The 14,488-nt window shown below is 53.6% G+C and carries 8 protein-coding genes and 1 riboswitch; of the genes, 7 read left to right on the top strand and 1 reads right to left on the bottom strand.

The features are described 5' to 3' along the window. Window positions 1-126: 126 nt before the first annotated feature. From AAF564_20350 to AAF564_20375, 6 genes are all read left to right on the top strand, one after another. Entirely contained in the window at window positions 127-654 is a 528-nt protein-coding gene (locus AAF564_20350) for a YfiT family bacillithiol transferase (protein MEM8487914.1), read from the top strand. Window positions 655-752: 98 nt separating this feature from the next. Beyond that, on the top strand, window positions 753-1,187 hold the full coding sequence (locus AAF564_20355; protein ID MEM8487915.1) for a hypothetical protein: 435 nt from the start codon (window positions 753-755) through the stop codon (window positions 1,185-1,187). Between the two features lie 164 nt (window positions 1,188-1,351). Further along, a complete protein-coding gene (locus AAF564_20360; GenBank protein ID MEM8487916.1) occupies window positions 1,352-4,564 on the top strand; it encodes a DUF1553 domain-containing protein in 3,213 nt (1,070 codons plus the stop codon). Between the two features lie 67 nt (window positions 4,565-4,631). Next, entirely contained in the window at window positions 4,632-6,092 is a 1,461-nt protein-coding gene (locus AAF564_20365) for a DUF1501 domain-containing protein (protein ID MEM8487917.1), read from the top strand. Between the two features lie 172 nt (window positions 6,093-6,264). Then, window positions 6,265-6,373, top strand: a riboswitch (TPP riboswitch). A 172-nt stretch (window positions 6,374-6,545) separates the two neighbouring features. After that, window positions 6,546-8,372 (top strand): phosphomethylpyrimidine synthase ThiC, encoded by a 1,827-nt coding sequence (thiC, locus tag AAF564_20370; protein ID MEM8487918.1) that lies wholly within the window; start codon window positions 6,546-6,548, stop codon window positions 8,370-8,372. 213 nt (window positions 8,373-8,585) lie between these two features. After that, entirely contained in the window at window positions 8,586-11,783 is a 3,198-nt protein-coding gene (locus tag AAF564_20375) for a glycosyl hydrolase (protein MEM8487919.1), read from the top strand. Window positions 11,784-12,498: 715 nt separating this feature from the next. Here AAF564_20375 and AAF564_20380 read toward each other — a convergent pair. Beyond that, window positions 12,499-12,771: a hypothetical protein gene (locus tag AAF564_20380; GenBank protein ID MEM8487920.1), complete on the bottom strand. Its 273-nt coding sequence runs from the start codon at window positions 12,769-12,771 to the stop codon at window positions 12,499-12,501. A 576-nt stretch (window positions 12,772-13,347) separates the two neighbouring features. On the opposite strand from AAF564_20380, the gene AAF564_20385 reads away from it, so the two are divergent. Next, window positions 13,348-14,488 (top strand): hypothetical protein (locus AAF564_20385; protein ID MEM8487921.1); only part of this gene is annotated, 1,141 nt, incomplete at its 3' end.

Consider the following 14,488-nt stretch of genomic DNA (forward strand, 5'->3'; position numbering starts at 1 on the left):
AAACCCCGAAACCCCGAAACCCCGAAACCCCGAAACCCCGAAACCCCGAAACCCCGAAACCCCGAAACCCCGAAACCCCGAAACCCCGAAACCCCGAAAACCCGAAAACCCGAAAACCCGAAACTTATGAGCGACCTGCGTTACCCGATTGGCAAGTACGTACCAGAAGCGAATGTGACACCAGCATATGTGGCGGCGTGTATCGAGACCATCGGGGGATTGCCTGCGGCCATGCGTGCCGCCGTTGCCGGCCTGGATGAAACGCAATTGGAAACACCGTACAGGCCCGATGGATGGACCGTACGCCAGGTTGTGCACCATGTTGGCGATAGTCATCTAAACAGCGTCATCCGGTTTAAGTGGACGCTGACAGAAGCAACGCCGACCATCAAGGCGTACAACGAAAAAGATTGGGCTGAAACGGATGAGGTCGCTTCAACACCCCTGGAGGTCAATCTGGCCTTCCTGGAAGCCTTGCACCACAAATGGGTTTTACTGCTCAAAGCTATGCAGCCGGCAGACTGGGAGAAGCAGCTTGTGCACCCCGAGTCGGGCAAGCACTTATCGCTAGCTTATATGCTTGGACTCTATGCGTGGCACTGCAAACACCATGTTGCGCACATCACCGCACTCCGTGCACGCAGAGGCTGGTAGTACATTATTAAGAATCTGTGTTTTTTAAACTAAATGCTTAAATGTGACGCATTAGCGTGTTATAATTGGGGACAATTTTAAATAAACACATAAAGATCATGTACCGTATTGCCCAGTTAGCTTTTGCCCTTCTGCTCTGCGTTACCCTCACCGGGTGTTACCATGCACGTATTGAAACAGGCCTCGCGCCGTCTGCAGAGGTAATTGACATTCCGTTTGCAAAAGGATTTATCTTTGGCCTCGTGCCGCCTGATGTTGTAAAAGCCGGCGAAACCTGCACCAGTGGTGTTGCAATTGTTGAAACGCAGCACAGTTTTGTTAACCAGCTTGTAGCCGGCATCACCTTTGGCATCTTCACGCCGATGCACATCACGGTCACCTGTGCCAGTGGTAGCGCAATGGGACAACTTGAAACCGACATCGAGCTTAACGTAGCCGCCGATGCATCATCGGAAGACATCATCAATACGTTTGAGCAGGCTGCAGAAGAAGCGGCAGAAAGCGACAAACGCGTGCTGGTAAGGTTTGAATAACCAGCAGTAGCAAGACATTTAAAGGGGTGCTGATTCTGAATCGGTACCCCTTTTTTTGTAGATGTACGTTGTTGGCTTGCAAGTAACGGGGTGAAATCGCATTTTGAATCGAACGCACCATCCACCAACCAGGGTGTATTGAGGCATCCTGCTGCATTTAGCCGATGAAACGCATCTTTCCCCATCTTGATGTTTCGCATGGCCTGTTGCTGGCTAGTCTTATGCTGTTGTGCCTGCCGGCCTGCAACCCACCCATTTCAGAAGATGAAGCGCTCCTGGCAAGTTTACCGGAAGAAGTAGACTTTAACTACCACGTCCGCCCAATTTTGTCCGACCGTTGTTTCAAGTGCCACGGCCCGGATGCAAACACACGGGAAACGGACTTGCGCCTAGATACAGAAGAAGGAGCATTCAGTAAACTAACAGAGTCACCACGCAACCGCGCCATTGTCGCCGGCAGCTTGCGCCGTAGTGAAATGGCGCACCGCATTGTGTCGGATGACCCGGATTATGCCATGCCCCCGCCAGCATCAAACCTGGCACTTACAGACTACGAGGTAGCTCTGCTGCGTAAATGGATTGACCAGGGGGCAGAATGGAAAGAACACTGGGCATTTATCAAGCCTGAAGAACCCGTACGGCCCAGCGTGCAAAACAGCGACTGGCCACAGAATGAAATTGACCACTTTGTGCTTGCGCGACTGGAGCGGGAAGGCATTGCGCCGTCACCGCCGGCAGACCGCGAACGGCTGCTGCGTCGCGTGTACCTGGACCTGACCGGTTTGCCACCCTCGGTTGCTGATATCGATGCCTTCCTCGCTGATACATCCGAAGATGCCTATGCACGGGTTGTAGACAAACTGCTGGCGTCTACAGCTTACGCCGAGCGCATGGCTGTGGACTGGATGGATGTGTCGCGTTATGCCGACTCTCACGGTTACCACGCTGACGGCTACCGCATGATGTGGCCCTGGCGTGACTGGGTGATCGAAGCATTCGACGAAAACATGCCATACGATGAGTTCATCACCTTGCAACTGGCCGGCGACTTGCTCCCCAATGCCACCGCTGAGCAGAAGCTTGCAACCGCGTTTCACCGTAACCACCAAATGACCGCTGAAGGCGGTATCGTCGACGAAGAGTATCGGTTGCAGTACGTGGCTGACCGCACCAATACAACCGCTCGGGCGTTTATGGGGCTGACGATGGAGTGTGCCCAGTGCCACGATCACAAGTTCGACCCGGTGTCGCAGGCTGAGTACTTCCAGATGACCGCTTTCTTTAACAATTTGAACGAAGTAGGCATGACGGGAGATGATGGGAATGCCGGCCCGATGCTGCTGCTGTTCGAAGAAGGCCAGGAAGCGCAGTTGGAGGCGCTCCGCGACAGTATTGCTGCCCTTGAGCAGCTTGTCGAACAGCGTACGAAAGCCCTTGAGGGAGAATTGGCGGACATTTCAGCAAATGTCACCGCTGACCTGGATCGAGGACTGGTTGCATATTATCCCCTAGATGTTCTGATGGAAAACACGACACCGAACAGTGTTAGAGGGGTGGAGGGGGCCAGTGTGTCCGGAGAGGTTGAACTCATTGAAGGCGTGCATGGGAAAGCCACCCGGTTTGATTACGACTTTGACTTCCTGGCATTGCAGAAGGTTGGCCTGTTTGAACGGTATGAACCCTTTTCGATTGCACTATGGGCAAAGCCAGAAAAGGAAGAGGCCTACGCAGAACTGATTGGGAATGCTGGACAGAAGAACACCTATTGGCGGGGATACGAAGTGTATCTGGACAGCCTGAACCGGGTTAACGCACGCCTGATTCACGCATTGCCCAATAACTACATACACGTACGCACAACGGACGGCGTGACGCAGGATGCGTGGAATCATGTAGCCCTTGTATACGATGGCTCCAGCAAGGCAGCCGGCGTGAAGCTGTTCATAGATGGCCAACAGCAGGACCAGGAAGTACTTTTTGATAAACTCTACAAAAGCATCCATCCGGTTGGCTATCAGAAGTATCAGAAAATCGACCAGCCGCTTCGGGTTGGCAAGAGCTACAGGGCTTTCACCGGTGATGACGGCATTTATACCGGTGCTATGGATGACATCAGGATTTACAATCGCGCCCTTACGCCGCACGAACTGCATGCACTGCAGCCTGCAGCCTCAGGCAAAGGGACACCGGCCCATCATCGCGCCGTAAACGCGCCAGAAATTGTAGCGTTGCGGGCGAAGCTAAGGGCCTTGCGGGAGGAGGAATCCAGCTTGCTGGAGCCTGTTGAAGAGATCATGGTGATGGAAGAGATGGACGTACCGCGTCCGACGTATGTCCTGAACCGCGGTGCTTACGACCAGCCTACCGATGAAGTCACACCGGGTACGCCAGCCGTTGTGCTGGCCTTTGATGAGACTGCGCCGAAGAACCGGCAGGGCCTCGCACAATGGCTAACCGATGCAGATAACCCGCTGACTGCCCGCGTAACCGTCAACCGCTTCTGGCAAATGTATTTCGGCAAAGGCATTGTTGAGACGCCGGCCGACTTTGGGTACCAGGGCGCATTGCCCGAGCACCCTGAACTGCTGGATTGGCTGGCGACAACATTCATTGCTTCCGGTTGGGATGTAAAAGCCATACAGCGCACCATTGTGATGTCTGCCACCTACCAGCAATCCTCTCGTGTACGCAGTGACTTGCAGGATATTGACCCGCTCAACCAACTCCTGGCCCGTGCTTCAAGCCAGCGACTCACGGCAGAAATGATCCGAGACAATGCGCTTGCAGCAAGCGGGCTCCTGGTAGAAAAAGTAGGCGGTCCCAGTGCCAAGCCGTACCAGCCTGAAGGACTATGGATTGAGAAAGGTACATTTTCCGCCGCGTTGCTCAACTACGAAGCTGATAAAGGCGATGGGCTCTACCGGAGAAGCCTGTATACGTTTATCAAGCGGACCTCACCACCACCGGCTATGATTGCCTTTGACGCAACGGATCGCAGCGAGTGCACGGTAGAGCGGCAGTCCACCAGCACGCCGCTACAGTCACTCATTCTGATGAATGATCCGCAGTTTGTGGAAGCCGGTCGTAAGCTGGCTGAACGTATGCAGGAGGAGGGAGGCGATACGGTGGCGGCGCAAATAACCTATGGATACAGGGCGCTCACCGGCATGCGGCCAGCAGATGCTGCGCGTGACTTGCTGGTCAAGCTGTACAACGAAGAAGTGGAACGCTTCAGGAGAGATCCTTCAGCCGCACGTGCGCTGTTGACCGTAGGCGACTCGCCTGGCAATGCAGCGCTCAATACAGCAGCAACAGCCGCGCTGGCAGTCGTCGCAAACACCATCATTAACCATGACGCTTCTTACATGAAGCGTTGATGCGCAACCGCCAGTAAGACGCTTGCACCAAAGTTGATTCGTTTAGATTGTCCAGACCAAGACAGCCATGCATTGCAATAATTTTGAGAAGAACTACTCTCGCAGAAAATTCCTGACAAAAACCTCGTTGGGATTGGGAGCAGCTGCAGTTGCATCAATTATGAGCCCGGGGAGCCTGGTTGCACGGCCGCAAACAGCAGCGTTTGATCCCGAAAGAGGTGCTTTGGGCGGATTGCACTTTGCCCCGAAGGTGAAGCGGGTGATCTATCTTTTCCAGAGCGGCGGCCCTTCGCACCTCGAATTGTATGATTACAAAGAAGAACTGGTCAAGCGTCACAAAGAAGAACTGCCAGCTTCGGTACGTGGTGAACAACGATTGACGGGAATGACAGCTGGGCAGCGTTCGTGGCCTTTGGCGCGCCCACATTACAAGTTTTCGCAACATGGAGAGAGCAGGGCATGGGTAAGTGAACTAACGCCGCATATAGCGAGCATATCGGATAAGCTCTGCTTTATCAAGTCGATGCATACGGATGCCATCAACCATGACCCGGCCATTACCTTTTTCCAAACAGGCTCGCAGCACCGGGGGCGGCCGGCTATTGGATCGTGGATCAGCTATGGGCTCGGCAGTGAAAACGAAAACCTGCCGGCGTATTGTGTGCTGCTTTCAGAGGGACGCCCCGGCGGACAGCCGCTGTATGCGCACCTCTGGGGGAGTGGGTTCATGGAGTCTCGGCATCAGGGCATCCAGTTCAGGTCTGGGAAAGATCCGGTGCTGTATCTAAACAACCCGCCAGGCATAGCTGATAGCGATCGCAAGCGCCAGTTGGACTACCTGAAAGCGCTGCACGACATGGAATACAACGACTTGGAAGATCCTGAAATCCAGTCGAAAATTGCGCAGTATGAAATGGCGTATCGGATGCAGACTTCGGTGCCGGAAACGATGGACCTTTCTGCGGAGCCTGAATACGTATTCGACATGTACGGCGAGGACTCCCGAAAACCTGGGACCTTTGCGGCGAACTGTCTGCTGGCGCGCCGGCTCGCTGAGAAAGGGGTCAAGTTCATCCAGCTGTACCACCAGGGCTGGGACCAGCACGGCAACCTGCCAAAAGACATCGCGAAAATGGCAAAAAGCATAGACCAACCTTCTGCTGCGCTCGTGAAAGACCTGGAGCAGCGTGGTATGCTGGAAGATACGCTGGTAATCTGGGGCGGCGAGTTTGGGCGGACCAATTACAGCCAGGGCATGCTCACCGAGGAGTCTTTTGGCCGAGACCATCATCCGGGATGCTTCTCAATCTGGATGGCCGGCGGCGGTGTGAAGCCCGGCATTACGTATGGCCGGACGGATGACTTTGGGTATAACGTTGTGGAAAATCCGGTGCATGTTCACGACTTCCAGGCGACATTATTGCACCTTTTAGGCATCGACCACGAAAAATTTACATATAAATTTCAGGGCCGGCGCTTCCGGTTAACCGACGTGCATGGTAAGGTTGTTCGTGGAATTCTTGCCTGATCAAATTCGCAGAAACTGGCCTGATTTTACAGAAAATGTCAAAAGGGTGCTGAAATGTTCTGGCAGCATTGTAGGGGATTGGCGCAGGTTTCTGTAGGGCATTTTCACGTGCCCCTGTCATCCAGATGCTGTTTCAAATTGGAACATCGGGGTAGTTTTTGTATTTTAGGTGCGGCGAAGCTAGGGGTGCCGAACCCACTACCAGCTATTGGGTAAGCTGAGAAAGTCCCTTTGAACCTGACCCGGACAACACCGGCGTAGGGAAGCTTCAATACTGAGTCCTCCTTTCTAAGAAGTGCTAATAAAAACGGCGCCTCTGGCTTCGCTCCTACCACCCCCTTAACCACTTGTGAAGCTATGCCCATTTTGCCTCCCGAGGCCGGCGGAGATGGTTCTTCCGTAGGCCATGTCGTTGAGAACCCCCGTGTACGCGCCGCAGCCCTGGCGGCCGAAATGACAACCCCGCTTCCCGGATCTGAAAAGGTCTACGTGGAAGGCAGCCGTCCGGACATCCAGGTCCCGATGCGCAAAATCACCCAGGCGGATACGCCTTCTCTTTTTGGTGAAGCAAAAAATCCAGACATCTACGTTTACGATACGTCGGGCCCTTACACAGATACCAACGTTACGGTAGATGTAACCAAAGGGATCGAGCCCATTCGGGAGCCCTGGATCAAAGAGCGGGCTGATTTTGAAGAGCTTGAAGGCCTTTCCTCTGCATATGGCAACGAACGCCTGGCAGACGAGAAACTTGCCCCGCTGCGGTTTGATCACCTCCGTACACCGCGCCGCGCCGCGCCAGGCCGTCGTGTTACGCAGATGCACTACGCCAAGCAGGGCATCGTGACGCCGGAAATGGAGTACATTGCCATTCGGGAAAACCAGAAACTGGATGCGCTGAAAGGCACAGGCCTGCTTGCTCAGCATCCGGGTGATGGCTTTGGCGCCGGCATCCCCGACGTAATCACCCCGGAGTTTGTCCGCAGCGAAGTAGCGCGCGGCCGCGCCATCATCCCGGCCAACATCAACCACCCCGAAATTGAACCCATGATCATCGGGCGTAACTTCCTCGTGAAGATCAACGCCAACATGGGCAACTCAGCCGTGACCTCTTCAATCGCTGAGGAAGTGGAGAAAATGGTTTGGGCCAGTCGGTGGGGGGCTGATACCATTATGGATCTGTCAACCGGCAAAAACATCCACGAAACGCGCGAATGGATCCTGCGCAACAGTCCGGTGCCCGTAGGTACGGTGCCGATTTACCAGGCGCTTGAAAAAGTAGATGGCGTGCCAGAAGACCTCACCTGGGAAATCTTCCGTGACACGTTGATTGAGCAGGCAGAGCAGGGCGTTGATTACTTTACGTTGCATGCCGGCGTGCTCCTGCGTTTTGTGCCTCAAACAGCAAAACGCGTCACCGGTATCGTATCGCGCGGCGGTTCTATCCTTGCGAAGTGGTGCCTCTCACATCACAAAGAGAACTTTATCTACACCCATTGGGATGAAGTCTGCGAAATCCTCGCTGCGTACGACGTTTCAATTTCTTTGGGAGATGGTTTGCGTCCGGGCTCGATTGCAGATGCCAATGACGAAGCCCAGTTTGCTGAGTTAAAGGTGCAGGGCGAGCTTACGACGCGTGCGTGGGAATACGATGTGCAGGTGATGAATGAAGGTCCGGGTCACGTGCCGATGCACATGATCAAGGAGAACATGGAGAAGCAGCTTGAGTGGTGTAAAGAAGCGCCGTTCTACACGCTAGGCCCACTCACTACCGACATTGCGCCGGCGTACGACCACATCACGTCTGCCATTGGCGCAGCCATGATTGGCTGGTATGGCACGGCAATGCTATGTTACGTAACCCCGAAAGAGCATCTCGGCTTGCCGAATAAGCATGACGTGCGGGAAGGCGTGATCACCTACAAAATTGCAGCACACGCAGCAGACCTTGCAAAAGGACACCCCGGCTCGCAGGCGCGTGACAACGCACTGTCAAAAGCGCGATTTGAATTCCGCTGGGATGACCAGTTTAATCTGAGCCTGGATCCGGAGAAGGCGCGCTCTTACCACGATGAGACACTGCCAAAAGAATCTGCTAAAGTGGCGCATTTCTGCTCCATGTGCGGCCCAAAATTCTGCTCGATGAAAATCACGCAGGACGTGCGGGACTACGCCAAAGCACAGGGCATGGATGTGGGAGATGGTGTGCTCGATCAGGGCATGCAAGAGAAAGCAGAGGAATTTCGGACTTCAGGTGGAGAAATTTATCGCAAAGCCTGATATGAAGCGCTAGAACAGATATATTAAATCCTCTTCCTCACAAAGGAAGGGGATTTTCTTTTTAAGTCAGATTTCGGCTTTATCAACAAGCCGGCACACACCCATCAATCTATGCCCCTGGTAAACCTGAACCCGACCGTATCCCGTTTGAAGGCACCCATATTGCGCCAATTGTTTTCACGTTGTTTGATGTTATTGTGCATCGGTAGCCTTATGAGCACTTCTGTGCTTTTTGCGCAGGACAAAGACGAAGAAAAAGACCTGCTTGGCCAGGCCATCCGTGGACTCAAGTTCAGGCACATCGGGCCGGCTGCCATTTCTGGCCGTATCTCCGATATCGCCATTCACCCGGACCATCCCGATACCTGGTACCTCGCGACGGCTTCTGGTGGCGTATGGAAAACTGTAAACGCCGGCACAACCTTCGATCCGATTGCAGACGGCCTCGGCTCCTACTCGTTTGGCGCCATTGCCATCGATCCGCACAACCCAAACGTGGTGTGGCTCGGCTCGGGAGAGAACAACCCGCAGCGGAGCGTGGCTTTTGGGGACGGGGTGTACAAGTCGTTGGATGGTGGTAAAACCTGGAAAAATGTTGGTCTGAAAGATTCAGAGCACATCGCTCGGATTCTGATCGACCCGCGTGATACAGATGTGGTGTACGTGGCATCGCAGGGTCCGCTCTGGAATGCCGGCGGTGACCGTGGCCTGTTCAAAACAACCGATGGTGGCGAGACCTGGACGCAGCTGATTGATGAGGTGCACCAGTGGTCGGGTGTTGCTGATGCGGTGATGGACCCGAGCAATCCCGACGTGCTGATTGCCGCCACCTGGGAGCGGGCACGCCGGCAGTGGAGCCTGATTGCCAGTGGCGATGATGCGGCGGTGTACCGTTCTGAAGATGGCGGCGAGAACTGGAGCAAAGTGAAAGGCATGCCCGGTGGCAAACTCGGACGCGTTGGTCTTACGATTTCGCCGGCTGATCCGAACGTGGTATACGCCATTGCCGAAGCTACAGGTGGCGGTGGCTTTTACCGCTCGACGAACAACGGCATCAACTTCTCAAAAATGAGTGGCCGCACCACAAGCAGCAACTACTACCAGGAGTTGTTTGCCGACCCGGTTGACGTTGACAAGGTGTACTCGGTAAGCACTTACACAGGCGTAACCACAGACGGCGGCAAAACATGGACAAACCTGAGTCTCGACAGCCGGCACGTAGATGATCACGTGGTCTGGGTAGACCCGGAAAACACCAAACACATGCTGATTGGCGGTGACGGCGGCCTGTATGAAACGTGGGACGACGGCAAAACCTGGGCCTGGTCGCAGAACCTCCCGCTGGCGCAGTTTTACCGCGTCGCCGTGGATAGCACAAAGCCATTCTACCGCATCTACGGCGGTACGCAAGACAACAGTACCATGGGTGGGCCTTCACGCACCACAACCCGATTGGGTGCAGACACAGGTGATTGGTTTCTCACGTTGGGGGGTGATGGGTTTATCACGCGCATCGACCCGTACAACCAGAACATTGTGTACTCGGAGTATCAGTACGCCGGCCTCACGCGGGTAAACCTCGAAACAGGTGAGCGGGTGAATATCCAGCCCTTGCCAGAGCCGGGTGAACCTGCCCTGCGCTGGAACTGGGACACGCCGCTGCAAATCAGTCCGCACGAACCTGCGCGGCTTTATGTAGCAGCGCAGCGCGTGTACCGGAGCGACGACCGTGGCAGCAGCTGGCGGCCTATCAGCGATGACCTGACGGCCCAGATTGATCGCAACACCCTGGACTTGATGGGACGCGTGCGCAGCGTCGACGCGGTCGCCAAAAACCGCTCTACATCTACCTGGAACAGCATCGTGTCCATGAATGAGTCTGCGCTAAAAGAAGGACTCATCTGGACCGGCTCTGACGATGGCGTGATCCAGGTAACGGAAGACGGTGGCGACAACTGGCGGCGCATCGGTCGCATCAGGGGGGCACCGGATACCTCGTTTGTGGCAGCTGTTGTGCCTTCGCAACATGACGTGAATACGGTTTACGTACTGTTTGATCACCACAAGTCGGGAGACTTCTCACCTTACATTTTTGTAAGCACTGATTTGGGCAGAAGCTGGGAATCCATCTCGGGCGACTTGCCGGAGAAAGGCACGGCTTACTCGTTCCTCGAAGACTACAAAGACCCTGACCTGCTCTACGCCGGCACCGAATACGGCGTCTTCTTCTCGCCCGATCGCGGCGAGAGTTGGAAGCAGTTGAAAAACGGTGTGCCCACCATCAAGGTAGCAGACCTCGCCCTGCAAAAGCAGCACGACGACCTCGTGCTGGGCACCTTTGGCCGCGGCTTTTATGTGTTGGATGATCTGGAGATTTTGCGCAGCCTCAACGACGAGACACTGGAAGCAGAAGCAACGCTGTTACCCGTTACTGATGCGATGTTGTTTGTGCAAACCAATCCCGATCCGGGTTGGCAGGGTGCCAAGTTTTGGACAGCTGACAATCCGCCGGCTGGTGCTTCCATTTTCTATCACATGAAAGAAGGCCTGAAAACACGGGAGGACCGCAGGAAGAAGCGCGAGTCGGAGGCGCAAAAAGCAGATGAAGACTTGTTCTATCCGGCCTGGGATTCGTTGCGTGCTGAAGACAGGGAAGAGGCGCCGCGTGTTGAACTGGTTGTGCGCCACAGCGATGGGCACATTGTGGCGCGTAAAGAAGGCAGGGCCAGTGCCGGCTTGCACCGCGTTGACTGGAATTTGCGGTACCCATCGCTGAGTCCCGTCAATAATGCCAGTAGTTCAGGAGGCAGTGGTCCGTATGTCATGCCGGGTACCTATACCGTATCCATGACCGTGGTGCACGATGGCGAGAAACAGCCCGTTACTGAGACGCAGTCTTTCGAAGTAAAACCGCTCTACGGCGAGTTGACACCGCGGCCTGCTGAAGTTGTCCTGTTCCAAAATCAAACAGCAGAACTGGTCAAAGCTGTATACGGCGCGAGCAGTGCGTTGAATGCTGCCGTCGAGCGCGCGGATAAACTCGAAGCCGCGCTCAAGCGAACAGCCATTGATGTCAGCGCTGAAATGGAAGCACTCAAGTCTTTGAAAATGGAGTTTGTCGAAATGCGCCACGCGATTTCCGGTGACCCGACGCTGCGGAGCCGCAATGAGCCATCGCCGCCTTCGCTGATGAGCCGATTGTCGCGTATCGCCGGCGGCGCATGGTCAGGCTCCGTGCAAGAGGTGACTGGCACGCAGCGCCGGCAGTATGAGATTGTCTCCGAGGCTTTTGAGGGGATCCATACTGAGCTGACAGAGCTCATCGAGCGCGAACTACGACGCATTGAGGCCGCCGCCGAAGCTGCTGGTGCGCCGTGGTCTGGAGGCGCGCTGCAAGACTGGCGGAATTGAGCGGGGCGTAGCACCTTCGCAGACACACCCCGGCCCGGACTGCGTCTGGGCCACCCCTCTCAAGAGGGGATTTTGGGTGTGCGCTAACTTTGGAAAAAGAGTTCTCGAGGACTGGCGCTGTCCTCAACCCCTGTCATTCCGAGCGTAGCCGAGGAATCTGGGAAGGCTGCCTGCTGTGCATTAAAGCTGTGGCTGAGGCGAGGCAGCTGGGTCCCGGGTCAGTCCCTGGGCGTCAAGGAGGGAGTGTTCAAATAGTTGATATTTAATAACCAAGCTTGTTTTGATCAACACGTTTTATGCTATAAAAAGCCACGTCATGCCGATCCGGTATCCAGAGAACGGAATGGGCAACTGAAGCTGATGGTGTCGCTGTATGGATCCCCAATCAAGTTGAGGATGACTGTTCAGTAACGCACTTAAACATATAAAAAACAATAATTTAACTCGTTCGTCCTTGACGCCTATGCAATCAAGTTGAGGATGACGTGGAGGGGAATTGTTGAGCAAAGGGTGTGCTGCAATGCACCATCGCGGACACACCCCTGTGCCGACAAATAATGTCGACACGTTGCCCTCTCAAAGAGGGGATTATAGAATAAGTCCCCTCCACCGGAGGGATGCCCGAAGGCGGGGTGGGTCAGCCAGGGATACAGCTACCAGTTCCACCACCAGCAGTCACGCTATCAATCGACAATCGACAATCGGCAATCGAAAATCAGCTCTCCTCTTCCGCGAGGTACCTGTACACCTGGTATCCAACGGTGGCGGCAATGGCGCCGCTATACGACAGGCCAACAACTGTGGCAATCCGCAGGCCAAGTGACCACGAGAGCTGCGTGGAGATAAAAGAACCCGTAACGCTGCCAGCGAGGGCGCCGACGTATTTGGCCTCTTTCTCCCAGTCAATATCATTAAAACCAAGCCCTTTAAAGGGGTCAAATGTGAACGCATCGTTGTCACTGCCGGGGGCTTTTTCTTTGTTATCCATGGAATCTATGCCAGTGGTGAAAAGCGATAGTTGGAATACGACGTCTTGGGTTAAAAGTTTAGCGTCGGATAAAAGGTTTTTGTGGGAAAAAGGTGTTGGAAAAATTTAAGATTTGCTGCGGCGTGTCGATAACCTAGCCACAGGTTTATCGCATTTAGCCCTCCGTGTTAGCCGAAGACATATGAAGTATGCAGACGACTATGCGGTTTCTGGAGAGGAATTCGCAGAAGGTCAGTTGGTTTCTGGTACCGTGTTTCTGGTAGTTCTTGTATTGCTGAATGTTATCCTATTTTTAGATTGGTTCGGATACCTTTCAATTGCATGAGCTAGCGTCCCCACAAGTAGAATTATAGCCGAGATTTCGCCTCCCGGATACCCGAAATGGCGAATAGAGCGCCCAGCCCCGTAAGGCTGGGCGTTCGCTGTTTATACGTATCAGTGTTGTTTATACGCAAAGATGCGCCTCTTTTTTGAAGAACTAACCTGGTTGGTTGTTAGCGGGATAACATGAAATTACCTATTATTTAACCATCAAATACGCTTGTTCTTGACAATTTGTCCTTGTGTTAGCAACATATGCTAATTGTTCATTTGCGTTCTCTCTTGTTGTTTGTGGCAATGTTTTATGTTGTCGGGGCGTGCCCGCAAGATGCCTTTGCTCAGGCAAAACCTGGAGACTTTCTTGGTGTCTTTATAGATGCAGATCAGGGGCTTGATTTTCCTACGGGTTTAGTATTTGGGCCGGATGAATATCTCTATGTGAGTAGTGCTGTTACCGATGAGGTATTGCGTTTCGATGCATCCACCGGCGCTTTTGTTGATGTGTTTGTGCGTGAAGGAAGTGGTGGGCTTGATCATCCAGATCAGCTTTTGATTGGCCCTGATGGATACCTTTATGTTGTTAGCTTGCACACCAATGAAGTGTTGCGGTACGATATGTCCACTGGCACTTTTATAAATGCGTTTGTGACAGCAGGCAGCGGAGGACTCAGTTTGCCTAATTGTTTGACCTTTGGCCCCGATGGTCATCTTTACGTGAGTAGTTTTGGGACTGACGAAGTGTTGCGCTACGAAGGGGCTACAGGCGTTTTTATGGATGCGTTTGTAGTTAAAAACCGCGGTGGACTTAAGAATCCTTCTTGTATTGCCTTTGGCCCCGATGGACATCTTTATGTGGGTAGTTGGAGAACTAATGAGGTGTTGCGCTTAAATGGAAACAGGGGGACATTCCTCGATGTGTTTGTTGCGGGCGATGAAGAATGGTCACCTAAGTCACTGGGGCACTTGACTTTTGGACCATATGGACATCTCTATGTAAGCGGTTTAAGCAGTCAAGACGTACGACGCTATAATGGATCTACCGGGGAGTTCATTGACCAGTTTATACCGACATGGAGTGGTGGTCTTAATTATCCCACTAACATGATCTTTGCTGATGATGGAAATCTATATGTCAGTAGCAGTGATACCGATCAGGTATTGCGCTATAAAGCGCCGGAAAGTGATGTAGTAAAGGATGCTTTGTCTCTTTATAGTGATTTTATCCTGGCACAGAATTATCCCAACCCATTTGGTTCGAAGACAATTATTAGCTATACGTTACCAGAAGCAGCAACGGTAACGTTGCGTGTCTTTGATATACAGGGTTCCTTAATAAGGAGAATAGTTGACCCGGATCAAATCAGGGGGCAGCATGAAATCGAAATTGAAGCCGGCG

It is taken from the genome of Bacteroidota bacterium (assembly GCA_039111535.1).
Lineage (GTDB): Bacteria > Bacteroidota > Rhodothermia > Rhodothermales > JAHQVL01 > JBCCIM01.

Excerpts from the sequence above, each read along its gene's own strand:
- AAF564_20375 (MEM8487919.1), top strand. The coding sequence starts at position 8,586 with ATGAGCACTTCTGTGCTTTTTGCGCAGGACAAAGACGAAGAAAAAGAC.
- AAF564_20350 (MEM8487914.1), top strand. The coding sequence starts at position 127 with ATGAGCGACCTGCGTTACCCGATTGGCAAGTACGTACCAGAAGCGAAT.
- AAF564_20365 (MEM8487917.1), top strand. The coding sequence starts at position 4,632 with ATGCATTGCAATAATTTTGAGAAGAACTACTCTCGCAGAAAATTCCTG.
- AAF564_20355 (MEM8487915.1), top strand. The coding sequence starts at position 753 with ATGTACCGTATTGCCCAGTTAGCTTTTGCCCTTCTGCTCTGCGTTACC.
- AAF564_20380 (MEM8487920.1), bottom strand. The coding sequence starts at position 12,771 with ATGGATAACAAAGAAAAAGCCCCCGGCAGTGACAACGATGCGTTCACA.
- thiC (MEM8487918.1), top strand. The coding sequence starts at position 6,546 with ATGACAACCCCGCTTCCCGGATCTGAAAAGGTCTACGTGGAAGGCAGC.
- AAF564_20360 (MEM8487916.1), top strand. The coding sequence starts at position 1,352 with ATGAAACGCATCTTTCCCCATCTTGATGTTTCGCATGGCCTGTTGCTG.